The sequence below is a fragment of the Actinomadura meridiana genome, assembly GCF_039537545.1.
Classification (GTDB): Bacteria; Actinomycetota; Actinomycetes; order Streptosporangiales; family Streptosporangiaceae; genus Spirillospora; species Spirillospora meridiana.
On record NZ_BAABAS010000029.1, the window covers coordinates 286,916 to 311,101 of the forward strand.

Annotated in this window: 23 protein-coding genes; 12 read left to right on the forward strand and 11 right to left on the reverse strand. The window is 72.0% G+C overall.

Features of this window, described 5'->3' with window-relative positions:
• The first annotated feature begins 9 nt into the window (after positions 1-9).
• On the forward strand, positions 10-1,269 hold the full coding sequence (locus tag ABD808_RS36350; protein WP_344907337.1) for a flavin-dependent oxidoreductase: 1,260 nt from the start codon (positions 10-12) through the stop codon (positions 1,267-1,269).
• Between the two features lies 1 nt (position 1,270).
• Here ABD808_RS36350 and ABD808_RS36355 read toward each other — a convergent pair whose 3' ends face one another.
• The gene (locus ABD808_RS36355; RefSeq protein WP_344907339.1) at positions 1,271-1,879 is read right to left on the reverse strand and encodes a TetR/AcrR family transcriptional regulator; all 609 of its coding nucleotides are present in this window, start codon (positions 1,877-1,879) and stop codon (positions 1,271-1,273) included.
• 118 nt (positions 1,880-1,997) lie between these two features.
• On the opposite strand from ABD808_RS36355, the gene ABD808_RS36360 reads away from it, so the two are divergent.
• Entirely contained in the window at positions 1,998-3,401 is a 1,404-nt protein-coding gene (locus ABD808_RS36360) for an MFS transporter (protein WP_344907342.1), read from the forward strand.
• Entirely contained in the window at positions 3,398-4,084 is a 687-nt protein-coding gene (locus tag ABD808_RS36365) for an SGNH/GDSL hydrolase family protein (protein WP_344907345.1), read from the forward strand. Before ABD808_RS36360 ends, ABD808_RS36365 begins: the two co-directional genes overlap by 4 nt.
• On the opposite strand, the gene ABD808_RS36370 is transcribed toward ABD808_RS36365, so the two are convergent.
• From ABD808_RS36370 to ABD808_RS36390, 5 genes are all read right to left on the reverse strand, one after another.
• The gene (locus tag ABD808_RS36370) at positions 4,066-5,727 is read right to left on the reverse strand and encodes a bifunctional 3'-5' exonuclease/DNA polymerase (protein WP_344907348.1); all 1,662 of its coding nucleotides are present in this window, start codon (positions 5,725-5,727) and stop codon (positions 4,066-4,068) included. The two genes, ABD808_RS36365 and ABD808_RS36370, sit on opposite strands and share 19 nt — an antisense overlap.
• Before the next feature lie 129 nt (positions 5,728-5,856).
• Complete coding sequence (locus tag ABD808_RS36375) at positions 5,857-6,384, reverse strand: DUF4234 domain-containing protein (RefSeq protein WP_344907350.1); 528 nt, start codon at positions 6,382-6,384, stop codon at positions 5,857-5,859.
• Between the two features lie 156 nt (positions 6,385-6,540).
• Entirely contained in the window at positions 6,541-8,070 is a 1,530-nt protein-coding gene (locus ABD808_RS36380; protein ID WP_344907353.1) for a metallophosphoesterase family protein, read from the reverse strand.
• 335 nt (positions 8,071-8,405) lie between these two features.
• On the reverse strand, positions 8,406-9,293 hold the full coding sequence (locus ABD808_RS36385) for a diacylglycerol/lipid kinase family protein (RefSeq protein ID WP_344907356.1): 888 nt from the start codon (positions 9,291-9,293) through the stop codon (positions 8,406-8,408).
• A 3-nt stretch (positions 9,294-9,296) separates the two neighbouring features.
• On the reverse strand, positions 9,297-10,904 hold the full coding sequence (locus tag ABD808_RS36390) for an FAD-binding oxidoreductase (RefSeq protein ID WP_344907668.1): 1,608 nt from the start codon (positions 10,902-10,904) through the stop codon (positions 9,297-9,299).
• A 60-nt stretch (positions 10,905-10,964) separates the two neighbouring features.
• Between ABD808_RS36390 and ABD808_RS36395 the strand changes: the two genes are divergently transcribed.
• From ABD808_RS36395 to ABD808_RS36410, 4 genes are all read left to right on the forward strand, one after another.
• Positions 10,965-11,564, forward strand: coding sequence for a TetR/AcrR family transcriptional regulator (locus tag ABD808_RS36395; protein ID WP_344907359.1), 600 nt, complete (start codon positions 10,965-10,967; stop codon positions 11,562-11,564).
• Positions 11,561-13,138, forward strand: coding sequence for a glycerol-3-phosphate dehydrogenase/oxidase (locus ABD808_RS36400; protein WP_344907362.1), 1,578 nt, complete (start codon positions 11,561-11,563; stop codon positions 13,136-13,138). The genes ABD808_RS36395 and ABD808_RS36400 overlap by 4 nt, the downstream gene beginning before the upstream one ends.
• Positions 13,139-13,224: 86 nt before the next feature.
• A complete protein-coding gene (locus tag ABD808_RS36405) occupies positions 13,225-14,139 on the forward strand; it encodes a ferredoxin family protein (RefSeq protein ID WP_344907365.1) in 915 nt (304 codons plus the stop codon).
• Positions 14,140-14,320: 181 nt separating this feature from the next.
• Complete coding sequence (locus tag ABD808_RS36410; protein ID WP_075901375.1) at positions 14,321-14,617, forward strand: WhiB family transcriptional regulator; 297 nt, start codon at positions 14,321-14,323, stop codon at positions 14,615-14,617.
• 332 nt (positions 14,618-14,949) lie between these two features.
• Here ABD808_RS36410 and ABD808_RS36415 read toward each other — a convergent pair whose 3' ends face one another.
• The 3 genes from ABD808_RS36415 to ABD808_RS36425 all read right to left on the reverse strand — a co-directional run bounded on the left by ABD808_RS36415 (position 14,950) and on the right by ABD808_RS36425 (position 17,915).
• On the reverse strand, positions 14,950-15,687 hold the full coding sequence (locus ABD808_RS36415) for a phosphoribosyltransferase (protein WP_344907369.1): 738 nt from the start codon (positions 15,685-15,687) through the stop codon (positions 14,950-14,952).
• 77 nt (positions 15,688-15,764) lie between these two features.
• On the reverse strand, positions 15,765-16,778 hold the full coding sequence (locus tag ABD808_RS36420) for a phosphotriesterase family protein (protein ID WP_344907372.1): 1,014 nt from the start codon (positions 16,776-16,778) through the stop codon (positions 15,765-15,767).
• 39 nt (positions 16,779-16,817) lie between these two features.
• Positions 16,818-17,915 (reverse strand): YihY/virulence factor BrkB family protein, encoded by a 1,098-nt coding sequence (locus tag ABD808_RS36425; protein WP_344907375.1) that lies wholly within the window; start codon positions 17,913-17,915, stop codon positions 16,818-16,820.
• Between the two features lie 145 nt (positions 17,916-18,060).
• On the opposite strand from ABD808_RS36425, the gene ABD808_RS36430 reads away from it, so the two are divergent.
• The 4 genes from ABD808_RS36430 to ABD808_RS36445 all read left to right on the forward strand — a co-directional run bounded on the left by ABD808_RS36430 (position 18,061) and on the right by ABD808_RS36445 (position 21,897).
• The gene (locus ABD808_RS36430; protein WP_344907377.1) at positions 18,061-18,249 is read left to right on the forward strand and encodes a hypothetical protein; all 189 of its coding nucleotides are present in this window, start codon (positions 18,061-18,063) and stop codon (positions 18,247-18,249) included.
• 270 nt (positions 18,250-18,519) lie between these two features.
• The gene (locus ABD808_RS36435) at positions 18,520-20,187 is read left to right on the forward strand and encodes a nitrite/sulfite reductase (RefSeq protein ID WP_344907380.1); all 1,668 of its coding nucleotides are present in this window, start codon (positions 18,520-18,522) and stop codon (positions 20,185-20,187) included.
• Positions 20,188-20,446: 259 nt separating this feature from the next.
• Complete coding sequence (locus ABD808_RS36440; RefSeq protein WP_344907383.1) at positions 20,447-21,157, forward strand: phosphoadenylyl-sulfate reductase; 711 nt, start codon at positions 20,447-20,449, stop codon at positions 21,155-21,157.
• Positions 21,139-21,897 carry a sirohydrochlorin chelatase gene (locus ABD808_RS36445; RefSeq protein WP_344907386.1) on the forward strand — a complete coding sequence of 253 codons (759 nt, stop codon included), beginning with the start codon at positions 21,139-21,141 and terminating at the stop codon, positions 21,895-21,897. The genes ABD808_RS36440 and ABD808_RS36445 overlap by 19 nt, the downstream gene beginning before the upstream one ends.
• Before the next feature lie 16 nt (positions 21,898-21,913).
• On the opposite strand, the gene ABD808_RS36450 is transcribed toward ABD808_RS36445, so the two are convergent.
• Positions 21,914-22,624: a DUF1707 SHOCT-like domain-containing protein gene (locus ABD808_RS36450; RefSeq protein ID WP_344907389.1), complete on the reverse strand. Its 711-nt coding sequence runs from the start codon at positions 22,622-22,624 to the stop codon at positions 21,914-21,916.
• Positions 22,625-22,727: 103 nt separating this feature from the next.
• On the reverse strand, positions 22,728-23,396 hold the full coding sequence (locus tag ABD808_RS36455; RefSeq protein ID WP_344907392.1) for a sulfotransferase family protein: 669 nt from the start codon (positions 23,394-23,396) through the stop codon (positions 22,728-22,730).
• Positions 23,397-23,585: 189 nt separating this feature from the next.
• Here ABD808_RS36455 and ABD808_RS36460 point away from each other — a divergent pair, with 189 nt between their 5' ends.
• A complete protein-coding gene (locus ABD808_RS36460; protein WP_344907395.1) occupies positions 23,586-24,134 on the forward strand; it encodes a DUF4262 domain-containing protein in 549 nt (182 codons plus the stop codon).
• Positions 24,135-24,186: the final 52 nt, after the last annotated feature.

Here is a 24,186-nt window from a genome sequence, read left to right on the forward strand (position 1 = left end):
AGGCGACCGATGCGCGTTTTGATCGTGGGGGCCGGGATCGGGGGGCTCACGGCGGCGCTGAGCCTGCACGAGGCCGGGATCGGGGCGTTGGTCGTCGACTCCGCCACCCGGATGCGGCCGCTCGGCGTCGGCATCAACCTGCTGCCGCACGCGGTGCGCGAACTGACCGAGCTGGGGCTCGGGGACGACCTCGCCGGACTCGGTGTCCAGACCGGGGAGATGGTGCATTTCGATCGGCACGGCGGGCGGATCTGGGGTGAGCCGCGGGGGCGGGCGCTTGGTTACAACTGGCCGCAGTATTCGATTCACCGTGGCGACTTGCAGATGTTGCTGCTCGACGCGGTTCGCGCGCGGCTCGGGGAGGGCGCCGTCCGCACAGGCACCGTGTTCGAGGGCTTCGAGCAGGACGAGACGTGCGTGCGGGCCCGGCTGCTCGATCGTGCGTCCGGCACCGCCGAAACAGTTACGGCCGACGCGTTGGTCGGGGCGGACGGGCTGCGGTCGGCTGTCCGTGCGCAGCTCAACCCTGCCGAGCCCGCGCCGTTGTGGAACGGCATCCGGATGTGGCGCGGTGTCACCGAAGGAGTTCCGTTCCTGTCCGGGCGGACGCTGGCCGTCGCGGGCACCAACAGTGCGGCGAAGATGGTCGTCTATCCGATCTCCGCGCGGGCCGAGCGCCGGGGCGAGGCGTTGTTGAACTGGGTGGCGGAGGTCAATCTGGCGGGTGAGGGGATGGACGTCACCCCCGACTGGAACCGCAAGGGCCGTCTGGAGGACGTCCTGCCCCACTACGCCGACTGGACATTTGACTGGCTGGATATCCCCGCGATGCTGACGGCGACGGCGGAGATCCTGGAGTACCCGATGGTCGACCGGGACCCCCTGGGCCGCTGGTCGTCGGGCCGGGTGACGTTGCTCGGCGACGCCGCCCATCCGATGTATCCGATCGGGTCCAACGGCGGGTCGCAGGCCGTGCTCGACGGGCGCGTCCTGGCGCACGAGTTGGTGCAGGCCACCAACCCCGTCGCCGGGTTGCTCGCCTACGAGCGGGAGCGCCTCGAAACGGTCAACGCCATCGTGCTGGCCTGCCGCGACATGCCCGCCGACCGGATCCTGCACGCCGTCGCCGAGCGCGCGCCGGACGGTTTCGACACGATCGAGGACGTGCTGACCGCCGACGAGCTGACGACGATCACCGGCGCGTACCGCCGGACGTCGTTCTCCGACGTGGAGTCGCTCAACGCGCGGTCGTCCTACTCGGCGCGCTGAGTCACACCGACGCGGCCACGAGGCGGGTGTCGACGGCGCGGGCCGCGCGCTCGTAGATGGACGGGTCGTCGTACAGGACCGCGTAGATCGACGCGGTGCGGCAGACGGCGTCCAGTTCGAAGGCGAGTTGGGCGACGTCGGTGGTGCCGTCGAGTTCGCCGAGGTCGCGGGCCTGGCCGACGCAGCGTTCGAGGAACGCGCTCCAGTCGCGCTGCGACGAGGCGATGGCGTCGCGGACGCGGCCGGGACGGGCGTCGAACTCGGCCATCGTCGAGTCGAAGAAGCAGCCGCCGGGGAACACGAGCCCGCGCTGGTAGCGCTGCCAGGCCTCGATGAGCGCGCGCAGCCGCCGCAGCCCCCGGGGCGCGGCGAGGGCCGGTTCGACCACATGCTGCCGGAACACCTCGGCGGCCTTGCGGACGGTCGCGAGCTGCAACTCCTCCTTGGACCCGAAGTGCGTGAACACGCCGCTCTTGCTGATCCCCAGCTCGGTGGCGAGCCGCCCGATCGACAGCCCTTCGAGCCCTTCGGTCGAGGCGAGGTCGGCGGCGCGGGCGAGGATGGCGCCGCGCGTCTGCTCTCCCTTGAGAACCCGTCCGTCGATGCTCACATCGACCAATCTGCACGACCGTTCGTACGAAGTCAAAGCCATCACCCCTTGACGGGAGCCGCTCGCGTCAAGAAGAGTGTACGACCGTTCGTTCTTTTTAGTCGAGAGGCTCATCCCTATGACCGCCGAGACCACAGCGGGGGCGCCCGTCGCGTCCACCGCCGCCCGGACCCGCGCGAGCCGGGTGCCCTGGCTGGCCGCCGGGGCCGCGTTCCTCGCCATGCTCGACGCGACCGTCGCCAACCTCGCCGTCCCGGACCTGCACGCCGACTTCCCGGGCAGCTCGCTGTCCGGGCTGACCTGGGTCATCACCCTGTACGCGGTGCTGTTCGCGGCGCTGCTGGCCCCCGCCGGGCGGCTCGCCGACCTGGTCGGACGCCGGACGCTCTACCAGTGGGGCGTCGGGCTGTTCACGCTCGCGTCGCTGGCCTGCGCGCTCGCGCCGACCGTGCCCGTCCTGCTGGCGACCCGCGCGTTCCAGGGCGGCGCCGCCGCCGCGATGATCCCCGCGTCGCTCGCGCTGCTGCTGCACGACCTGCCCGCCGAGCGGCGCGCGGGCGCCATCGGGCTGTGGAGCGCGTCCGGCGCGTTCGCCGCCGCCATCGGCCCGAGCCTCGGCGGCGTGCTGGTCGACCAGTTCGGCTGGCGGTCGCTGTTCGTCATCAACGTCCCGCTCGGCCTGGCGCTGGTGGTGGTCGGGATGGGCCTGCCCCGCGCCCGGCACGCCGCGGGCCGCCTCCCCGACCTGGTCGGGACGGTCCTGCTCGGCGGCGGCGTCGGCGCGATGGCCCTCGGCGTCACCCAGACCCGGGACTGGGCGTGGACGGACGCCCGCACCCTCGCCCTGCTGGTCGGCGGCGCGGTGCTCATCGCGCTGGCGCTGTGGCGGTCGGCGCGCCACCCGGTGCCCGCGCTGGAGATCTCCCTGTGGCGCAGCCGCCAGTTCGCCGCCGCCAACGCCGCGTCGTTCCTGTACGGGATGGCCATGTACACGTGGTTGCTGGTCGGCGTTCTCTACATCACCGGCGAATGGCACTATTCGATCCTGAAGGCGGGGTTCGCCTCCACGCCCGGCGCGTTCACCGCCACCGCGGCGGCCGTCGCCGTGGGGCGGCTGTCCGGACGGGTCGGCGTCCGTCCCGCCGTGACCGGAGGAGCGCTGATCATGATCGCGGCCGGCGTGTGGACGCTCGTCTCGCTGCCGTCCGAGGCCCACTTCGTCACCTTCTGGCTGCCGGTCGGCCTGCTGGTCGGGACGGGCATGGGGATGCTCGCCACCGGGGTCGCGTCCGCCGCCGCGCTCTCGGTGAAGCCGGTCCAGTTCGCCGGGGCCACCGGCCTCAACACCACCGCGCGCCAACTCGGCGGCGCGTTCGGCATCGCCATGCTCGCCGCGCTGCTTCCCGCGCGGGCCGTGCACGACGACTACATCCCCGTCTACCTTTTCTGCACGATCGCCACCGTCGGCGCCGCGCTCGCGGGACTCCTGCTGAGCGTCCGGCGCCGAGAGGAGACAACTTGAGCGAGACGATGCTGTCCGAGTGGACGGACCCGGCCGCCCTGCCCGCCGCCGACGCCGCGGCGCTGCTGGCGGGCGCGCCCTGGGCGAGGATGGCGACGATCGGCGACAGCGTCGCGCAGGGCATCCGCGACCCGGTCCCCGGCTACCGCGACTTGTCGTGGACGAACCGGGTCGAGGAGGCGCTCCTCGCGGCGACGCCCACGTTCACCTCCCTCAACCTCGGCCGCCGCGACCTGATCGCCGCGCAGGTCACGGCGGAACAACTGGAACCGGCGCTGGAGTTCGGCCCGGACCTCGCGTTCGTCGTCGCGGGCGGCCGGGACATGCTCAGCCCCGACTTCGACGGCGAGGAGGTGCGGCGGGAACTGACCACGATGGTGTCGGCGTTCCGCGCCACCGGGGCGGACGTCGTCACGATCGGGCTCCTCGACATCACCGTCGCGGGGCTCGGGCCGCCCGGGTTCCGGGAGGTCATCTCGTCCAGGATCCAGCGGCTGAACACGGTGGCGGCCGAGGTCGCCGCCGAACACGGCGGCTGCCACGCCGCCGTCCCGTCCGGCCATCCGCTCACCGCCGACCCGGGCATCTACAGCGCCGACCGGCTCCACCTCAACGCGCGGGGCCACGCCTTCGCCGGCGCGACCACCATCCGCGCCCTGGCCCGTCACTTGGCGTCGGAGTAGCGGTCCACCACCGCGACCTCCATGGGGAACACGACGGGGGTGTCGCCGAACAGCAGCCGCCGCGCTTCGTCCGCCGAGGCGTGCACGGCGGCGGCGACATCCCCCGCGAGTTCCACGGGCGTGTGCACGACGACCTCGTCGTGCTGAAAGAACACCAATCGAGGAGCATCGAGAACACGCAGCCGACGACGCAACGACCCGAGTAGGGCGAGCGCCCAGTCGGCGGCGGTGGCCTGCACGACGAAGTTGCGCGTGAACCGGCCCCGGCTCCGAAGCGCCTGCCCCGCCGAACCCGAGGGATCGCCGCCCTCCAACGTCAGTTCACGCCATCCTGCCGACGGCGGCGGACAGGTGCGTCCGAGCCTGGACCGCACAAGCCGTCCTCGCTCCCCCGCCCGCGCCGCCGCCTCCACGTACTCGAACGCGTCCGGAAACCGTTTCTTGAGGACGCCGAGGAGTTGTACCGCCTCCCCCGTCCCGCCGCCGTACATCGCGGACAACAGGGCGAGCTTCGCCTTGTCGCGCGCACTCATGGAAACACCGTCGTCCTGAAAAGCATCAGAAAGCGCCGCATAAAGATCACCCTGTGCCGCCGCCTCGGTGAAGGCTCGATCCCCTGCCAGAGCAGCCAGAACGCGCGGCTCCAGCTGAGCGGCGTCGGCGACGACCAGCGCCCATCCAGGATCAGCGACAACAGCCCTTCGCAACACACGCGGAATCTGAAGCGCGCCCCCGCCGCTGGTGGCCCACCGCCCCGAAACAACGCCCCCCACCACATACTCAGGACGAAATCGTCCATCGCTGACCCACGTGTCCAACCACGCCCAGCCATGCGCGGTATGGAGCCTGGACAACTCCTTGTACTCAAGCAACAACGGCACCGCCGGGTGATCAATCCCTTTGAGCACATGCGCCCGCGTGGACGCAATGGGCAACCCGGCTGACGCGAACGCCTTGATAATCTGGGCGGGCGAATCAGGGTTCACATGGGCCCGCGCACCGAATGCCGCGCTGATGCGATCCGCGAGACCCTGCAACTTCCGAGGACGAAGGCCCCCGGAAGGACGCGTTCCCAGAAGGTCGGTAAGCAGCGCGTCATGCTCCTCGGCCGACCAGGGCAGCCCGTCATGGCTCATCTCGGCCGCGACAAGAGATCCGACCGACTCCGCCGCCGCGAGCAAGGCGAACCCGTCCAATCCTGAAACGACCCGCTGCTGCTCCGCGAAAACGCCAACGACCTGCTCAATGCCCTCACCAGCGGCATCGCGCTCTTCCTCGAACAACGACGCCTGTGCGGATTCCTCCTCATGCACCGGATCCGCTGGCACGGGCTCTCCCCGCAACCGTGCCCACGCCGCCCTTACAGAACGCGGCTCCCCATACCGTCCCGCATGCCCGAGCAGCAGATTCTCAACAAGCTCCAAGTCATGACATCGCGCAACGCGAACCCCCGCCTCAAGCAGCCGTGGATAGAACCGCGCGGTAGACCCCCAGACCCATCGCGGCGAGTCCCCACGCTCCCGTTCCCGAACCGCCCCGACCAGATCCGCGACCTCCTGAACGGCCCCGGCGGCACGACCGTCCTCCCCGAGAACACACAGCACACCCCCGCTCCGGGCGCTCTCAGCAACCGCGATCCGCACACCTGATTTTATCGAGCGGCTCTGACAAAACAGCTCGCCAAAAGCACCGACCCCCTCGCGCCACGGGTGGGGGCGGGAGGGGGTCGGTGGTTGGCTGCTTCAGGGAGCCAGGGCCGTAGCCCCTGGAGGTCAGGCGACCAGGGAGACCTGCTGGCCTGCCGGGGTGCCGCCGTAGCGGTCGACGACCTTGTTGAGCTGGATCTGGTAGTAGAGGACACCGAAGCCGAAGATGCCGAGCAGGAAGCCCATGCCCCCGCTGCAACTCGGCGGAAGTCCCGCGGCGCGCTGGGCCTCGGCGATGCGGCCGCCCAGCTTGACGTACATGATCAGCGGCCAGATGCCAAGGGTGATGGTGCCGAAGAGCACGGAGAGGAGCGCGTTGGTGGACGCGTTCTCGATGCGGCGGTCGTACTCGTGGAGTTCGACGTGGACCTTGTAGAACCACACAAGGCCGTAGATGCCGAAGGTGATGATCGGCAGCCCGAGCCAGGCGCCGACCGGGTTGCGGCGCTTCATGTTCGCGCCGGAACCGACGGCGGCGGGGCCCTGCTGCTGTTGGGGGGCGGGGGCGTAGCCGCCCTGGTAGGGCTGTTGCTGTTGCTGTTGCTGTGGCTGTTGCTGGTACGGCTGGCCCTGGCCCTGCTGGGGGTAGCTCATTGAGTTTCGCTCCTGGGACGCGGTCGTTTTCCGGCCGACCGTCCTTACCGTTCACCCGTATTTCGAGCCAAGACTGTAACGGCATTCGCGCATGTGGGGGTGACGGATCGCCGACTTCGGCCGACTTTGCTGTCAGATGCTCCAAAAGATGGGGGTTCAGCGGAGCGGGATCGTGACCTCGTCCTCACACGGCGGGGCCGTCTCGTGGTCGCCGCAACCGGTGGCCGCGTAGCAGCGGATCCGCAGGCGCGATTCGGTGACGTCCAGCCGCAGGAAGCTCTTGAAGAACGGCGGGTCGTCCCAGTCGGACAGTTCCGAGCGGAAGCGCTGCGGCAGTTTGCGCACGGGGAGCCGCACGGAGCGGGCCCGGCCATCGCGGGGGACGCCGAGAAGCGCGGCGACGAAGCGGGCGCGGCGGGACGGCATCGGGCCGTCGCCGCCGTAGCCGCGGCCGGGGGTGATGCCGAGCCGGTGCTGGACGGCGGCCGTGGCCTCCTCCGGAGTCAGCTCGAAGAGCCGGGGAAGGCGCAGCCATCGGCCGTACAGCTTGCTGTAGCGGGACAGGGAGTCGCCGCGCAGGGGGTAGCAGCGGAAGTCGTCCTCGTCCACAACGTCGACTTTCGGGATCGTGTGGGTCGCGTGCATGAAGGCGCCCCCGCCGCCGGACACGATGTACTGGATCGTTCGCCCGTCGCGGGTCTCGCGCGGGTAGCGCTGGTAGTTGTGGATGTCGCCGCCGATCGCGGCGACGTAGTTGTGGGCCGGGTCCTGGACGATCTCGTCGACCGTGCCGCCGCCCTCGATCGGCCCGGGACGGTGATCGTCGTCCACATAGAGGGGCTTTCCGGTCACGAGCAACTTGGGTTTCGGTCCCGATGAGACGGCCCGGAGCCAGCGGCCCTGGTCCCGATCGACCGTGCCCTCGATGCCCGTGTCGATGCCGATGAGGCGCAGCGGCGGCGTGTCGATCGCCCAGTACGGGCCCGGCTGGACGGTCCGCTGGCCGGGCGCGCCCCGATAGTGGTTTGTGGCCTCGGCGAGAGCGGCGTGGTCCAGGTCGTCGGGGTCGCGCCACAGCAGACGCGGGAGGAACGACAGGGGGCCGCGCCACGGCGGCGGGGAGCAGTCGGCGTCCAGGCCGCAGAAGACGTGGAGGAAGCCGCGCAGGCCGTCGTACCAGTCGTGGTTGCCGGGCACGGCGAAGATGGGCGCCGGGTAGTCCTTATAGGGGCGGAAGAACTTGTCCGCGTACTGGTCGGAGCCTCCGGCCGGGTAGATGACGTCGCTGACGATCACCATGAAGTCAGTGTCGCCCGCGGCGTGCAAAAGCGGCGGCACCACCGCGTACTGGGACCGGTCGCCCTCGCCGGTGTCGCCGAGCAGCGCGAACGAGTACTCGGAGTCGGCGCGGTGGACGGTGAACCCGGCGGGCGTCCCCCTGTCGCGCAGAGCGGCGACGCAGCGGCGGCGGATCTCGTTGGACGGGTCGCCGAACAGCCGCGCGAGCAGGTCGTTGCGGGATCTCCACAGCACCTTCGGGCGGCGCCAGGAGAAGTCGGCGACGCGGTCGGGCAGAAGGTCGTTGAACGTGCCCGGCTTCTGGCAGACCCATCCGGCGCCCGCCTCGGAATCGCGCGAGCTGTCGGGGCCGGTGGACTCCTCGACGGACACTGGCTCGGCAGACACGGGGGCAGCCTCCGGCAGCGTGAGGGGTTCCTCACAGCCTGTCCGGACGCTTTCTCACCAGTCAAGGCGACTTACCGCGACAACCACGTGATTCCAAGCGTGGTGGACACCGGCGCCACCCCCAGAGACGCCGGCGCCACCACGTCGCGGGCGCCTGCGGCCATCATGAGTCCCCCCAGAACGGCGAGCGTCGCGGTCGCCTTCCCATGATGTGTCCGCAGACAGCCCCAAGGTCCCTAAGCGGGACGTACTCGACGCTACCCGAGGGGCCGTAATGGTGGCGTAAACCGACCCAAACTTCGGTCCAAGTCGGGCCAGGTCAGGACGCCATCGGCTCAGGGGGCGATGACGTGGAGCGCGCCGGGCATCACCCGCGCGGTCACGGGCAGCGCGCCGGGGAGTTCGCCGTCCGCGCCGTACGGGAGCGTCCTTCCGGACGGGCCCGCCAGCTCGATCCGCACCTCCGCGCCGCGCATCACCTCGACCTCGGGACGCCGGACGTGCGTTCCGGCCTCCAACTCGCGCATGACGGCGAAGAAGAGCCGTTTCGGCGCGGTCCGGATGAGGATCACGTCGAGCAGCCCGTCGTCCACGCGGGCGTCCGGGGCGATGTGCTTGCCGAACCCGTAGTAGCCCGAGTTCGCGGCGACGACGGTGTAGCCCTGCCGCTCGCGCGTCTCGCCGTCCACGGTGATCACGTAGTCGGCGGCGCGCCACGACGCGATCGCGCGCAGGGCGCCGAAGTAGTAGGCGGCCGAACCGCGCAGGCGGGACTTGTTGGCGTTGGCGTTGGCGACCGCGTCGACGCCCGCGTAGACGCTGCCAAGGACGGCCGTCCCGTTGGCGTCGATCGCGTCCACCGCGCGCGGCTCGCCCTCCAGCAGCAGCTTGGCCAGCTCCTGCGGGTCGGACGGGACGCCGAGCTGGCGCGCGAAGTCGTTGCCGCGCCCCGCCGGGACGATGCCGAAGACCGCGTCCGTCCCGGCGAGGGCGCCGCCGACGCAGCCGACCATGCCGTCGCCGCCGACGCCGAGCACGACGCGCCCGGTCGTGGCGGCGGCGCGGGCGACGTCCGCGGCGTGCGCCAGGCCCCGGCTGTACTCCACGTCCACCTCGGCGCCCGAGTCGCGCAGCAGCCGGGCGAGCGTGAGCAGCGACGAGGCGGACCCGGAGCCGCCCGCCGCCGGATTGACGACGGCGGTGAACGCCCGTACCTCGCCCATGTACTACTCCCCTGTCTCCGGTGTTTCAGGTGTTTCAGGTGGGACGAGCACGCCCGGGTTGAGGATCCCGGCCGGGTCGACCCGGTCCTTGACGGCGCGGAGCACCGCCGCGCCCAGCGGGCCGATCTCCCGCGCGTACCAGTCGCGATGGTCGGTGCCCACCCCGTGATGATGGCTGATCGTGCCGCCCACGTCGACGATCGCGTCGCTGGCGGCACGCTTGGCGCGCGCCCAGTGACCGGCCGGGTCGTCGCCCTGGGCGGACACGACGGTGAAGTAGAGGGAGGCTCCGGACGGATACACGTGCGAGACATGGCACATCACCAGCGGCGGCGTGCCCGCGCCGGTGAGGGCGCCGGTCAGCGCGGCGCGGACGGCCTCGTACAGCGCGGGGACGTCCGACCAGAACGCCGCCGTCTCCAGCGTCTCGGCGAACGCGCCCGCGTCCAGGAGCGCGTCCCGCAGGTAGGGGGCGTCGAAGCGGCCGTGCTCCCACTTCTCGCCGGGCCCCGCGCCGAGCGGTTCGCCGCCCGCGGCGCGCAGCACGTCCGCCGCCCCGGCCCGCCGTTCGGCGACCCGCTCGGCGGTGCCCTCGAAACCGAGGACGGCCAGGCACCCGGCGCCGGACGGCTCACCACCGAGGGCGGACGGGTCGGCGAGGCCGACCATGGTCTCCGTCTCGTCGGACAGGCGCAGCACGGCGGGCAGCGGCCCGTCCTGGGCGAGGCGGCGCAGCGCGGCGCCGCCCTCGGCGAACGACGCGAACCGCCAGCCCTCGTACGCCCGGGCCGCCGGAATGGGCTGGACCCGGACGGTCACCGACGTGATCACGCCAAGCGCGCCCTCCGAGCCGAGGACGAGCTGCCGCAGGTCGGGCCCGGCGGCCGACCGGGGCGCCCGCCCGAGGTCGAGCGTGCCCTCCGGCGTCGCGACGGTGAGCGCGACGACCATCTCGTCGAACCGCCCGTATCCGGCGGACGCCTGCCCGCTGGACCTGGCCGCCGCGAACCCGCCGATCGACGCCCACTCGTACGACTGCGGGAAGTGCCCGAGGGTGTAGCCGCGCTCCGCCAGCAACGCCTCGGCGGCGGGCGCGCGCAGCCCCGGTTCCAGGACGGCCGTCCGCGACACCTCGTCGACGGACACGAGCGCGTCCATGCGCCGCAGGTCGAGCGCGACGAAGGCTTCCACCCCGTGTGGGGCCAGGCCGCCGACGACCGAGGTGCCGCCGCCGAACGGGACCACGGCGATCCGCCGCGCCGCGCAGGCCCGCAGCACCGCGAGGACCTCGTCGTGCGTGCCCGGCAGGACGACCGCGTCCGGCGCGTCCACGGCCTCACCCGAGCGGAGGCGCAGCAGGTCGGACGTCGACTTGCCGCGCGTGTGCCGGACGCGCGACTCGCGGTCGGCGCGCACGTGCCGGTCGCCCACGATCCGCGCGAGGTCGATGAGGGCGCCCGGAGGCAGCCGGCTCTCGGGGACCGAGACGTCCGCCAGCGCGACCGGCGGCGCCGAGGCGGGCCGGACGCCGAGCAGATCGCGCAGCAGCGTCACCACCGGCTCCGGCAGCGGCGCGGCCCGGTCGGGGTCGCCCCAGCCGTTCCACAGCATGTCGCGGGTCTCCACCCCGGGCCTCCCCCGTCATCGGCGCGTGTGCTTACACTGTGACACATGACGTCGAATCGTCACAAGCAACGGACCGCCGACGACACGGTCCTGGACGCCGCCCGCGCCTGCGTGCTGGCCGTCGGCGTGCGCCGCACGACCCTCACCGACATCGCGCGCCGCGCGGGCGTGTCGCGGATGACGCTGTACCGCCGCTGGCCGGACGTCCGCACCATCGTCACCGACCTGATGACCCGCGAGTGGGTCGGGCTGAGCGGCTCGCTGCAACCGCCCGAGGACGGCCGCGCCGTCCGGCCCCGGTTCGTGGACGGCCTGGTCTCCGGCGCCCGCGAGTTCCGCGACCACCCGCTGCTCCGCAAGATCGTCGAGGTGGATCCCGAGCTGCTGCTCCCCTACGTCCTGGATCGCTGCGGCGAGAGCCAACTGGTGTTCCTCGGCCTGTTCGAGGAGGCGCTGCGGGCGGGCCACGCGGACGGCACGATCCGCCGCGACGACCCGGCGCGGCAGGCGCGGGCGGTGCTGCTGGTCGTCCAGACCTACGTGCTGTCGGCGCCGACGATGATCGACGATTCCGATCCGGATCTCGGCCCGGACGCCTTCGACGCCGACCTCCACCACATTCTGGAGAGGATGCTCGCGCCATGACCACACCCGATCCGCGCACGTCGCTCACCGCGGCGCGCAGGGAACGCGAGCTGGCCGCCCTGCCGGACGAGGTGGTGGACGTGCTGGTCGTCGGCCTCGGCGCGACCGGGGCTGGCGCCGCGCTGGACGCCGCGTCCCGGGGCCTGTCGGTCGCCGCGATCGACGCCCACGACCTGGCGTTCGGCACGTCCCGATGGAGTTCCAAGCTGATCCACGGCGGGCTGCGCTACCTCGCGTCCGGGCAGGTGGACGTGGCGCACGAGAGCGCCGTCGAGCGGGGCGTGCTGATGCGGCACACCGCGCCGCACCTCGTCCGGGCGCTGCCGTTCGTCACGCCGCTGACGCCGCTGATGCCGCGCACCCGGGCCGCCGCCACGCTGGCCGCCTTCCACGCGGGCGACGCGCTGCGCCTGGCCGCCCGCACCCCGCGCTCGGTGCTGCCGGGCCCGCGCCGCCTGTCGGCGGTCGAGACGCTGCGGCTCGCCCCGGCGCTGCGCCCGTACGGGCTGCGCGGCGGGCTGCTGTCGTGGGACGGCCAGCTCGCCGACGACGCGCGCCTGGTCACCGCGATCGCGCGGACCGCCGCCGGGCACGGCGCCCGCGTCCTCACCCGCTGCCGCGCGGTCGCCCTGTCCGGTGACGGTGCGCGGGTCAGGGACGAGCTGACCGGCCGCGAGTTCACCGTCCGGGCGCGGTCGGTGGTGAACGCGACGGGCGTTTGGGCGGGCGGGCTCGTGGACGGGGTGCGACTGCGCCCCTCACGCGGCACCCACCTCGTCGTCGGCGCGGACACGCTGCGCGGGCTGACCGCCGGGTTGCAGGTGCCGGTGCCGGACACGTCCAGCCGGTTCCTGCTGGTGATGCCGCAGGGCGACGGCCGCGTCTACGTGGGCCTGACCGACGAGCCCGCCGACGGCCCGATCCCGGACGTCCCGGAGCCGACGGACGGCGAGATCGGCTTCCTGCTCGACGTCCTCGGCTCGGCGCTCGACGTTCCGGTGCGGCGCGCGGACGTGCTCGGCGCGTTCGCCGGGCTGCGGCCCCTGCTGGACGTCGGGCACGGCGGCAGCGCCACCCACACCAGCGCCACCCACACCAGCACCACCGACATCTCCCGGCGGCACGCCGTGCTGACCTCGCGGGACGGCGTCGTCACCATCGTCGGCGGCAAGCTCACCACCTACCGGCGGATGGCGCAGGACGCCGTGGACGCGGCGGCCCGCACCGCCGGGCTCGACACCGGGCCGTCCCGCACCGCGCGCCTCCCCCTCGTCGGCGCGGCCCCGCCCGAACGGCTCGACGCGCTGGACGCGCCGTCACGGCTCGTCCAGCGGTACGGGACGGAGGCGCCCCTGCTCATCGCCCTCGCGCGCGACGACCCGGCGCTGCTGGAACCGGTCGTCCCGGGGCTGCCGGTGCTGGGCGTGGAACTGGCGTGGGCGGTGCGGCACGAGGGCGCGCTGGACGCGGGCGACCTGCTGGACCGCCGCACCCGGATCGGGCTGGTCGCGGCCGACCGGGAGGCCGCGCTCCCGGCCGCCCGGACACTGCTGCCCGACCGGGCATTCAACTGAAGTCGTTCCGGCGGATCCGCCTGGTTTGGAAGGAGGTGCTTAGGTTACCCTTACCTAATCGCGGAAAGATCGACCGGGGGGATTCTGTGAAGCGGGGTAACGGCTGCGGGCATTGCCCGGGGAGCCACACCGGCGAGCTGCCGTGCCTGGCGAGCGCCACGGAGAAGGCGCGCTCCTGGCTGCTCGTCGAACACCCCGGCCCCTGGCCCGAGCGGGTCGAGCAGCTCGCCCGTCCCGCCCCGGTCGCCGAGGCCGTGCGCGCCGCCCGGAACGCGGGCGTCCGGCCGCAGCTGATCCGCCGCGCGGGACGCCGCCGCGCCACCCCGCCCATCCAGGTCTACGCCGCGTTCTCGCGCGGCGCCGACGTCTGGATCGAGGGACGCGAACTCGCCGACCCCGCCGACCTGGCGGCCCTCGACCTGACCGCGCTCGCCGCCGGACGCTCGCCCGGCCTCGGGGAGCGCCTGACCGAGCCGGTGTTCCTGGTCTGCGCCCACGGGCGCCGCAACGCCTGCTGCGCCCGCACCGGAGCGCCGCTGGCACGCTCGCTCACGGCGCGTTACGGCCACCGGGTGTGGGAAACCACGCATGTCGGCGGCGACCGTTTCGCCGCGAACCTGGTGTGTCTCCCCCACGGTCTCTGCTATGGCGACCTCGGCGAACCCGAGGCCATGGCGGCGGCGGACGCCTACCTGCGCGGCGAGGTGGTCCTGAGCAGGTTGCGCGGGCGCGCCGGGACGTCCGAACTCGCGCAGGCCGCCGAGCACTTCGTCCGGGCTCACACGGGACGACTCGGGCTGGACGACGTGACCGCCGTCGATGTCCGCCCCCGGCTGGGAACATCAGGCTACAAAGCAGACGTTACGGTACTGGGACATCGTTACCGGGTCGTCGTCGAGGACGTCCAGCAGTCCGCCCCCTGCGGCCCGGAGTGCGACGAGAACCTGAAAACCTATGTTGTTAGGGAACTCACCCTTCTCAACGAGGCGGCCCTCGTGTAATCTCACTGAGGCCCCATTCGCGGGTCTCCCTGTCGCGCGTCCCCAGTTTCCGGAGTAACCGGACGGGAACAGAGCGGCAACTCCAGACGTTGGACCATTCGGCGCTTCTGACTCATGTCACCCGAAGCATGTCGAGCGTCCATGTCCTGAAATTGTACGAACCAATCAAGGTGGGTGTTCCATGGCTCAGGTACGTCGGCAGGCAAACCTCCCTCGTCCCAGCTGGGGCTGGCAGGACGCCGCGGCGTGCCGGGGGGAAGACCTCGTCCTCTTCTTCGGTCCCGACGGCGAGCGTCAGCCCGAGCGGGAGATCCGTGAACGCAAGGCCAAGCAGATCTGCATGGGCTGCCCCGTCCGCACGGACTGCCTGGACTACGCGGTGTCCAGGCCCGAGAAGTACGGCACGTGGGGCGGTCTGAACGAAGACGAGCGCGCGTCCGAGCGTCGTCGCCGGATGCGCCGCGCCAACGCCGCGTAGCCCGTCGGCGGCCCGGCCCGCAGGGTCGGAACGCACGCGCCAGAACGCTCCCGTCGCCTACCCCGGCACGCCACCTAGAAAAACGACACGGCCCCGCATCGCGGGGCCGTTTGCGTTGCCCGGGGTCCGGTCGCCCCGGACCGGGGGACGGTTCGTCCCAAGTACGTCACATGTACATCACATCCCGATCGCCTTTCGGGAATCCGCACCTTTACCGCAACGGCGTCCCCGGCGTGGCCAATTCTCGGAAATCCGACCGCACCATTCTTTGGGCGTCGTCGTCCCCCGCGCGGCGGTCCGTCCCGTCAGGGCGGTCCGTCACGGTCCGGCGGTCAGCCCGTCCCGCCCGACCGGCCCGTCCCCCGCGACCGCGCCGCCCGGCGCAGCCAGTCGAGCACGTCGCCGTCGGTGAGCTGGTCGAAGTCGCGGTACCACTGGCCGACCGCGTGGAACTCCCACGGCGCGGCCGGGACCACCAGGTCGTCCACCTCGGGCTCCAGGGCGTGGACGGTCTCGGCGGCGCCCACCGGCACCGCGAGGACAAGCCGCGACGGCCCCCGCTCGCGCAGCGCCCGGACGGCGGCGCGCGCGGTCCCGCCGGTGGCCAGGCCGTCGTCCACGACGATCACCGGCCGTGCCGTGACGTTCGGCAGCGGCCGCCCGCCCCGGTAGGCCGCCACCCTGCGGTCCAGTTCGGCCCGTTCCGCCGCGACGGTGGCGTCCAGATCGTCCTCAGCGAGCCCCAGCCGGTCCAGCAGGTCGCCGTCGAACACCGGGGAGCCTCCCTCGGCGATCGCCCCGACGCCGAGCTCGGGCTGCGGCGGATACCCGATCTTGCGGGTCACCAGGACGTCCAGCGGCGACCCCAGCCGCCGCGCGATCTCATGCCCGACGGGCACCCCGCCCCGGGGCAGCGCGAGGACGGCGGCGCCGTCCAGCCCCATCGGCACGAGCCGCTCGGCGAGCACCCGGCCCGCCTCGGCGCGGTCGGCGTAGGGGAGCCGGACGGTCTCGGTCTGGTGGGAGCCGCGTGCGGATCCCTTCCAGGGCGCGGATCCCCTCCAGGACATCGGCGCACCCCCTTTCGGGGCCACCCCTACCCACTCCCGCCGTCGTTACAGGCGTGCGGATCGTCCCATATGGGCGCTCAGGTCCCGGTGAGCCAGCGCAGCGGGTTGTCGCGCAGGACGGCGTCGAGCGTCGCGTCGTCCGCGCCCGCGGCCCGCAGCGCGGGCAGGAACGTGTCGAACAGGTACCCGAACCCGCCGCCGCCGTACCGGGTGATCTGCCGCGCCCTGGACACGCCGGTGCTCAGCAGCACCCGCGACGCGTACCCGGCCTCCAGCAGGTCCATGACGCAGCGGACGCGGGCGCCGATCGCCGCCCGGTCCTCCCCGGCGAGCCCGAGCGTGCCGAACGACACGTACGCGCCCGTCTCGGCGATCTTGCGGTGCTGGCCCGGGTCGTCCACCCGGTCCTGCTGGCCGACGGCGACGCGGCGCGGGGCGAGCCCGGCGCCGGTCAGGATCTCCAGCTGGGCGAGGCCCGCGCGGCCGTAGGTGGCCACCGACAGGCCCGACAGCCGGGCCGCCCGCGCGGCGGCGCGCAGGCACAGCTCCTCGGTCTCGGTCGGCGCCTCGCCCCAGGTGCCGATCTCGCCGATGACGCCGGGCAGCGAGTTGGTGCCGTCCATGCCGAAGCCGACCTCGGCGAGCAGCCGCTCGGCGAGCCGCTCGACGCCGGACCGCGCGTCCGGAACGGTCCCGTCGGCGCCGGTGAACGTGTCCTCCCCGGCGCCCAGGGTCTCGCGGACGAACGGGGGGTGGAACGGCTCGGTGAACACGCCCGTCCCGGCGACGACCGCGACCCGCGCGCCCGCGCTGATCCGCGCCAGCGCGGCGGCGTTGCGCCCCATGCCGGAGCACGTGAGGTCGACGACGAGGCCGAGGCCGTGCTCCCCGCGCGCCGCGGCGAGCTCCCGCTGGACGGACTTCTCCTCGTCCAGCCACCGGCCCGGGTCCGACTCCACCAGCTGGGGACGCGCCGCCCAGCGCAAGTCCATCTGTAGGTGCTCGTGGGCGAGCACCGGGCCGGTGACGTCGGACATCGCGATCGCGCCGGTCACCGTCCGGATCCGGCCCGTCTCCACTCGGGGGGTCATGACAGGCGAGGTTACGACATATTCGGCTTTTTCCGGACTTTACGCTGCGCTGTTCTTGCCGTCCGGCCCCGCGTCGTCCGGGTCCTCCTCCTCCGCCACCTTCGCGTTCCGCTCCGCCAGCTCGGCGCGCGCCCGCGTGGTGATCTCGGTGGGCCAGAGCCGGTCGATCTCGGCGTTCAGCGCCGCCCCGATCAGCACCGCCAGCGCCGCGACGTACAGCCAGGCCAGCACCGCGATCGCCGCCGCCAGCGACCCGTACACCGACACGCCGCTCAGCGACCCGGTCAGGTAGACCCGGAGCGTGATGCTGCCGACGATCCAGATCAGCAGTGCCAGCGCGGCGCCCGGCACCGCCCGCGCCCACGCCGTCCGCACCGGGACGCTCACGTGGTACAGCGTCGCCAGGAACACGATCGACAGCGTCACCACGACCGGCCAGTACAGGAGCTGGACGGCCTCGGCGCTCTCCGGCAGCGCCTCCCGCACCAGCGCGGGCCCGGCCACCAGCAGCGGGATGACGACCAGCAGGACCAGCAGCCCGACCAGATAGAGGAAGAACGCGCGCAGCCGGGTGCGGATCACGCCGCGGATGCCCGACAGGCCGTACGCGATCGTGATCGTGTCGACGTACACGTTGGTGGCGCGCGACCCCGCCCACAGCGAGATCAGGAAGCTCAGCGACACGATGTCGGGGCTGCCGCCCTTGATCACGTCGTCGATCAGCGGGACGACCGCCGTGTCCACCGCCGACCCGGTCAGCACCTGCCGGGAGTGGTCGATCACCCACGAGCGGGTGTCGGCGACGGTGTCGGTTCCGATCGTGCCGCTCAGGTGGCCCATCGTGCCGATCAGCCCGATCACCAGCGGCGGCAGCGACAGCAGCGCGAAGAACGCGGCCTCGGCGGCCAGCCCGGTGACCCGGTACCGGAACGCGCTGACCGCGGTGCCCCTGACCAGTAGCCAGCTGACCCGTCCCGAGGAGGCGACTGCCGCGCGGACTCGATCCCGCACGGGCGGCACGGCGCGCCGCCAGCCGCCCCCGGGCCGTCGGTCGCCGGGCCCCGGAGTGGCCGGAGCCGGCTCGTCGCCGGGGTCTCCGGCAGGGGAGACGCCCGCGGCGCCGGAGACGGTGGTCACACCGCCCAACCGTAGAGCGTTACGAGTCCGGAACACATCCCTCTGCTCATACCCGCTTTGACGGTGGAGAACGACGCTTCACGTGGCGACCGGCTACGGGGTCGGTGACGGCCGGGCACTCGCATCGGTAATGCATACTAAAACTATGATCTGCCAGTCCTGCCGGGAACGCCGCCACGAGGAGTGTCGCGGCGGGTCCTGGTGCGACTGCCAGCACCAGCGCGGCCCGGCGACACGCGACGAGCGTTCCCCGGAGAGCGGCGTGAGTGCCGACGGCGAGACCGGTACCGGCGGGGACGCCGAGCCTCCGGTGAACTGGAGGCGTCAGGGATGACGCATCTCACTCGCCCGTGGGCCCCACGTAACTGGACAGTCCCCGAGCGGACATGTCAGAGTTCTGGTATGACTGCCGCGGACCCGTTGCTGGCCAAGCGCCGGCACGTCGACTTCCTCCGCGTCCGCAGCGCGATCTGTCGGTGACGCTCCGACCACGCCCCAGCTCATCGGGCCGCGTGGCGCATCGGCGTCGTTGATTCATCCCAGCTCAGTGCCGAGCCGGCCGCCCCCCGACTGTCGGTGCCCACGTGTGCCCCTCCCATCACAGATGAGGACGCGCGCCGTGCCACCCGCGATCAAGCGCAAGAAGGCCGAGGGCCAGTGGGCCCTCGGCTACCACGAACCCCTCAACAAGAACGAAGAGAACAAGAAGAACGACGACGGCCTCAACGTGCGCCGCCGCATCATCGACATCTACTCCAAGAACGGCTTCGACTCGATCGACCCGGCCGACCTGCGCGGCCGGTTCCGCTGGATGGGCCTCTACACGCAGCGCAAGGCGGGCATCGACGGCGGCAAGACCGGCGCGCTGGAGGACGAGGAGCTCGAGGACCGCTACTTCATGATGCGGGTGCGGATCGACGGCGGGCAGCTCAGCGGCCCGCAGCTGCGGACGATCGCCGACATCTCCACCCGGTACGCGCGCGGCACGGCCGACATCACCGACCGGCAGAACGTCCAGCTGCACTGGGTCCGGATCGAGGACGTCCCGGCGATCTGGGAGGCCCTCGACGCGGTCGGGCTGCACACGATGGAGGCGTGCGGGGACGTCCCGCGCACCATCATCGGCTGCCCGCTCGCCGGGATCGCCGCCGACGAGATCATCGACGCGACGCCGAACCTGCGCGACATCCACGACCGGTACATCGGGTCCCCCGAGTTCTCCAACCTGCCGCGCAAGTACAAGACGGCGCTGTCGGGCTGCACCTCGCACTGCACCGTCCACGAGATCAACGACATCGCCTACGTCGGGGTCGTGAACGAGGCCGGTGAGGTCGGCTACCAGCTGTTCGTCGGCGGCGGGCTGTCCACGAACCCGATGTTCTCGCAGAGCCTCGGCGTGTTCGTGAAGCCGGAGCAGGCGAGCGAGGTGTGGCACGGCGTCACCTCCATCTTCCGCGACTACGGCTACCGGCGGCTGCGCAGCCGCGCCCGGCTGAAGTTCCTGATGAAGGACTGGGGCGTGGCGAAGTTCCGCGAGGTGCTGGAGAAGGAGTACCTCGGGTACGCGCTGCCCGACGGCCCCGCGCCCGCCGCCCCGCTCCCCCGCCGCGACCACGTCGGGATCCACCCGCAGCAGGACGGCGACTACTACGTCGGGTTCGCGCCGCGCGTCGGCCGGGTCAGCGGCGAGACGCTGGGCGTCATCGGCGACCTGGCCGAGCGCTACGGCTCCGGCCGGGTGCGCACGACCATCGAGCAGAAGATGGTGATCCTCGACGTTCCCGAAAAGGACACCGAGGCCCTCGCCGACGCGCTGGCCGAGCACGATTTGCAGGTCCGTCCGTCCACGTTCCGCCGCCAGACGATGGCGTGCACCGGCATCGAGTACTGCAAGCTCGCGATCACCGACACCAAGCAGCGGTCGATGGACCTGATCGACGAGCTGGAGAAGCGGCTTCCCGACTTCGACCAGCCGCTCACCATCAACGTCAACGGCTGCCCGAACGCCTGCGCCCGCATCCAGGTCGGCGACATCGGCCTGAAGGGCCAGCTCGTCCTCGACGAGAACGGCGACCAGGTCGAGGGGTTCCAGATCCACCTCGGCGGGCAGCTCGGCGCGACGTTCGGCAAGAAGGTCCGCGGATTGAAGACCACCTCGGCCGGGTTGACCGACTACATCGAACGAGTCGTCCGCAAATACGACGAGCAGCGCACCGACGGCGAGACGTTCGCCGAGTGGGTGCACCGTGCCGACGAAGCGGATCTCAAATGACGGACGACGCGAGCCCGGGGGGTGCGGGGGGCCGACACTCGCACGGCGGGGGCGAGCGTATGGCGCCGTTCTACTGCCCGTACTGCGGTGAGGAGAACCTCGAACCCCAACCCCCCTCCGAACTTCCCGGGGGGCGTGGGGGGTCGTCCCCCCACAAGGACGCGCACGGTTCGTGGTTCTGTCCCGACTGCGTCAGGGCCTTCACGTTGAAATTCCTCGGTGTCGGAGCTCCCCGCACCGCGAGCAAGGAGATCCCTCGGTGACTCTCTTGGAGACCGACAGACCCGCTTTGGAACTCGAAGACGTCGTTGAATCCGCCGCCGTCGCGCTGGAGGGCGCGCCCACGCTGGAGGTCATCCGCTGGGCGGTGGCGACGTTCGGCGACCGCATCTGCCTCACCTCCTCCATGTCGGACGCGGCGCTGATCCATCTGGTGTCGAAGGTGAAGCCGGGCATCGACGTGCTGTTCGTCGACACCGGCTACCACTTCGCCGAGACGATCGGCACCCGCGACGCGGTCGAGGCCGTCTACCCGGTGAACGTCATCAACGTGACCCCGTCCCGGACGGTCGAGGAGCAGGAGGCCGCGCTCGGCCCCCGCCTGTTCGGCCGCAACCCCGACCTGTGCTGCCACCTGCGCAAGGTCGAGCCGCTCGGCCGCGCTCTTGAGGGTTACATGGCGTGGTTCAGCGGCATCCGCCGGGACGAGACGGCGAGCCGCCGCGACCGGCGGGTCGTCGAGTGGGACCGCAAGCGCGGCATGGTCAAGGTGAACCCCATCCTGGACTGGACCCAGGAGGAGATGGACAACTACATCGAGGACAACGGGGTGCTCGTCAACCCGCTGCACTACGACGGCTACCCGTCGATCGGCTGCGCGCCGTGCACCCGTCCCGTCGCCCCCGGCGAGGACCCCCGCAGCGGCCGCTGGGCCGGGTTGGGCAAGACCGAATGCGGCATTCACCTTTGAGCCGTCCGATGGTGGCGGTGGCGCATGGGAGCCGTGACCCGCGCGCCGCCGCGACCGTTGCCGCGCTGCTGGACGCCGTCCGGGCCCGCCGCCCGGACGTCCCCGTGCACGCCTCGTTCCTCGACCACGCCGCGCCCGCGCCCGCCCAGGTCCTGGACGGTCTGGCCCGCGACGGCGTGCACGAGGCGGTGGTGCTGCCGCTGCTGCTCACGTCCGCCTACCACAGCAAGACCGACATCCCCGGCGTGCTGAACCGGGTGCGCGCCCTGCACCCGGGGCTCGACGTCCGCACGGCAGGGACGCTCGGCCCGCACCCGCTCCTGCTGGACGCCCTGGACCGCCGCCTCGCCGAGGTGGGCGTCGAACCCGGCGACCCGGACACGGCCGTCGTGCTGGTGTCGGCGGGCTCCAGCGACGCGTCCGCCAACGCGACCGTCGCGCGTCTCGCTCGGCAGTGGCGGTCACGGGGCTTCCGCGACGTGGTCGCGGCGTACGCCACGGCGGCCCGTCCGGCCCCGGCGGAGGCGGTGACGGCCCTGCTGGCCGCGGGTGCCCCCCGGGTCGCGGTCGCGTCCTACGTCCTGTCCCCGGGCCACTTCGCCGACAAGATCAGAGCGGAGTCACTCGCGGCGGGCGCCACGGCGGTCTCTCCCGCCCTGGGCGCGGCCCCGGAAATCGCCGACCTCGTCCTGCGACGCTATGAGGAGCTGGAGGTGGCGCGGACGGCCGAGGCCGTCTGACCGGAGGAGCGGCCGGTCAGGTGCGGTCGCGCCACCAGGAGGCGATGGCGCGGCGGGCGGGGGCGTGGTGCTCGTCGTCGGCGATCTTCACATCGCCCATCACGACGTTCGCGGTGACGCGGACGACGGGGACGCGGGCGCCGGGATGGGGTTCGCGGACGGCGATGCGGCGGTCGCCGAGGAAGTTGTGGCCGGTCACCTCGACGCGCACGCCGTCCGGGACGATGATCTTGACGTCGCCCATCACGGCGGTGGCGGTGATGCTGACCTCCCCGGCGGGGACCTGGGCGCCGCGCAGGTCGAGCTCGACGTCGCCCATCACCGACACGGCCTCCAGCGGCCCGTCGATACGACCGACGATGCGCTCCTTGCAGTCGCCCATCACGGCGGTGAAACGGCGTTTGACCTGGAGCGGCGCGGGCTCGGCGCCGGGGGCGCCCATGCCGGGCAGGTCGGCGGTGATGCGCTCGAGGTCGCCCCGGGTGACGGCGGCGTAGGCGGCCTCGGTGCGTTCGGTCAGCTCCTCGAAGGTGAGTCGTCCCTCGACGGAGGCGATCCGCAGCCGCTCCACGACGGCCTCACGTTCGGCGTCGGACGCGCGTACCGCGTCGGGTGCCGCCGTGACCTCGGAGAGTTCGGCCGCGGATCGCTCGGGGCTCGGGTCCGGCCACCGGTCCCGCGGACGACACGGAGACGGCCGCTCCGGCTGCGGACTCGACTGACTCATGATTCCGAAGGTATGCCCCTGGTGACGGTGAGCAATCCGCCGCGCGGACGAGATCGTCCCACCACTTCAGGAGGATGGACGGGAAGGCGGCTGGGCGGCATGCTCATCGCAGGTCCGGCGGCGCGGCGGGCTCGCTCCTGGACATCAGCTCCTCGATCCACACGCCGAACTGCTCTCGGTCGTTCGCGTGCGGGAACGGCTCGTCGGGAACGGGGACGCCGAGGAACGCGCACAGCGGCTCCCAACCGTCGCTGACCTGGAACTCCAGCAGCCGTTCGGGGGCGATCGTGCGGCGGACGGTGTCCGCGTGCTCGGTGAAGATGTCGAGCGCGTGGTCGCGGTCGTCGAAGCGGCCGTCGAAGACGCCCTCCCAGACGATGTCCCGCGCGACGTTCTGGATCTCGGAGATCAGCCCGCCGTCCTCCTCCGACGGCGGATGCGCCATCGCGATGCTGTGGATGGTCGACGCGGTGCTCTCGTACCAGCGCTGCGGGTCCCGGACGGTGAGGATCACCTTCGCGGACGGGTAGAAGTCGGCGAGCACGTCCCAGAACCCGGCGGCGGGCCAGTCGACGGCGGACCGGTATCCGGCGAAGACGCCGTCCCAGTCGGGCATGGTGCCGCGGGCGGCGCCGCGCCACAACGGGATCTGCTCCGGATGTTCGGTCAGCTCGGCCATGTGGTAGCACGGACCGAAACCGAGGCGCTCCAACGCGAGCTTGAGCGACATGGTGCCGGTGCGTCCGAATCCCGCGCCGAGGACGTCGACCATTCTCGAACCCCCACTCCGATGGCTGGGTGATCTTCGCGGATCACAGAAGTCACTTTCGGCCCTGCTTCGGGAGCGGTCAACCTTCGCCGTCCAACGGACGTCCAGAGACCGGAGTTGGACATGTCCACAACCCCGCCATCGCGGGTGGGCGAGCGATACCGAGGGTTCATAGATCGTAAACTGAAGGCCATGTCCGACGCCCACTCCCCGTGCACCTGCCTGATCTGCAAGGACTACGGCGACCGCGACCGCCTGGAGAACTTCCAGCTGCGGACCATCGTGCACATCACGGAGTACGGGTGGAGCGTCGTCCTGGTCCACCCGGAGGACGACGTGCCCGGGTGGGCGTACACGATCGGCCTGTGGCACAGCCATGGCGCACCGGAGTTGGCGATGTTCGGCGGCGACGTCTACGAGATGGAGGAGCTGCTCAACGCGCTCGGGCGGCAGACCGCCGACGGACACGCCCCGAAGGACGGCGAGCGCCGCGACGGCGTCGTCCGCGGCCACCAGGCCGCGTTCCGCGAGGTCGACCAGCGCTGGTACGACCCCCTGTTCGAGGGCGCCGCCGCGTTCTACCGGCAACCGCCGCCGCCAATGCTCCAGGTCGTCTGGCCCAACGGCGAGGGCCTGTTCCCCTGGCAACCCGGCACCGAACTACCGTTCCGCCGCTCACAGCCATGGCTGTGGCTACCACCAAGACAACACCCCTCCAACATCTGGACGCAGCGTCTCTAACGCCGCGCAGTGGGTGAAGGTGGTGGGGGCTGGCAGAGGGGCTGCCGAGCGA

What these genes read in the sequence shown, in the direction of transcription:
- ABD808_RS36445 (WP_344907386.1), top strand. Translation starts at nt 21,139, where the DNA reads ATGCGGCATTCACCTTTGAGCCGTCCGATGGTGGCGGTGGCGCATGGG.
- ABD808_RS36450 (WP_344907389.1), bottom strand. Translation starts at nt 22,624, where the DNA reads ATGAGTCAGTCGAGTCCGCAGCCGGAGCGGCCGTCTCCGTGTCGTCCG.
- ABD808_RS36360 (WP_344907342.1), top strand. Translation starts at nt 1,998, where the DNA reads ATGACCGCCGAGACCACAGCGGGGGCGCCCGTCGCGTCCACCGCCGCC.
- ABD808_RS36385 (WP_344907356.1), bottom strand. Translation starts at nt 9,293, where the DNA reads ATGGGCGAGGTACGGGCGTTCACCGCCGTCGTCAATCCGGCGGCGGGC.
- ABD808_RS36460 (WP_344907395.1), top strand. Translation starts at nt 23,586, where the DNA reads ATGTCCGACGCCCACTCCCCGTGCACCTGCCTGATCTGCAAGGACTAC.
- ABD808_RS36390 (WP_344907668.1), bottom strand. Translation starts at nt 10,904, where the DNA reads ATGCTGTGGAACGGCTGGGGCGACCCCGACCGGGCCGCGCCGCTGCCG.
- ABD808_RS36400 (WP_344907362.1), top strand. Translation starts at nt 11,561, where the DNA reads ATGACCACACCCGATCCGCGCACGTCGCTCACCGCGGCGCGCAGGGAA.
- ABD808_RS36455 (WP_344907392.1), bottom strand. Translation starts at nt 23,396, where the DNA reads ATGGTCGACGTCCTCGGCGCGGGATTCGGACGCACCGGCACCATGTCG.
- ABD808_RS36435 (WP_344907380.1), top strand. Translation starts at nt 18,520, where the DNA reads ATGAGGACGCGCGCCGTGCCACCCGCGATCAAGCGCAAGAAGGCCGAG.
- ABD808_RS36395 (WP_344907359.1), top strand. Translation starts at nt 10,965, where the DNA reads ATGACGTCGAATCGTCACAAGCAACGGACCGCCGACGACACGGTCCTG.
- ABD808_RS36420 (WP_344907372.1), bottom strand. Translation starts at nt 16,778, where the DNA reads ATGACCCCCCGAGTGGAGACGGGCCGGATCCGGACGGTGACCGGCGCG.
- ABD808_RS36415 (WP_344907369.1), bottom strand. Translation starts at nt 15,687, where the DNA reads ATGTCCTGGAGGGGATCCGCGCCCTGGAAGGGATCCGCACGCGGCTCC.
- ABD808_RS36375 (WP_344907350.1), bottom strand. Translation starts at nt 6,384, where the DNA reads ATGAGCTACCCCCAGCAGGGCCAGGGCCAGCCGTACCAGCAACAGCCA.
- ABD808_RS36410 (WP_075901375.1), top strand. Translation starts at nt 14,321, where the DNA reads ATGGCTCAGGTACGTCGGCAGGCAAACCTCCCTCGTCCCAGCTGGGGC.
- ABD808_RS36430 (WP_344907377.1), top strand. Translation starts at nt 18,061, where the DNA reads ATGATCTGCCAGTCCTGCCGGGAACGCCGCCACGAGGAGTGTCGCGGC.
- ABD808_RS36350 (WP_344907337.1), top strand. Translation starts at nt 10, where the DNA reads ATGCGCGTTTTGATCGTGGGGGCCGGGATCGGGGGGCTCACGGCGGCG.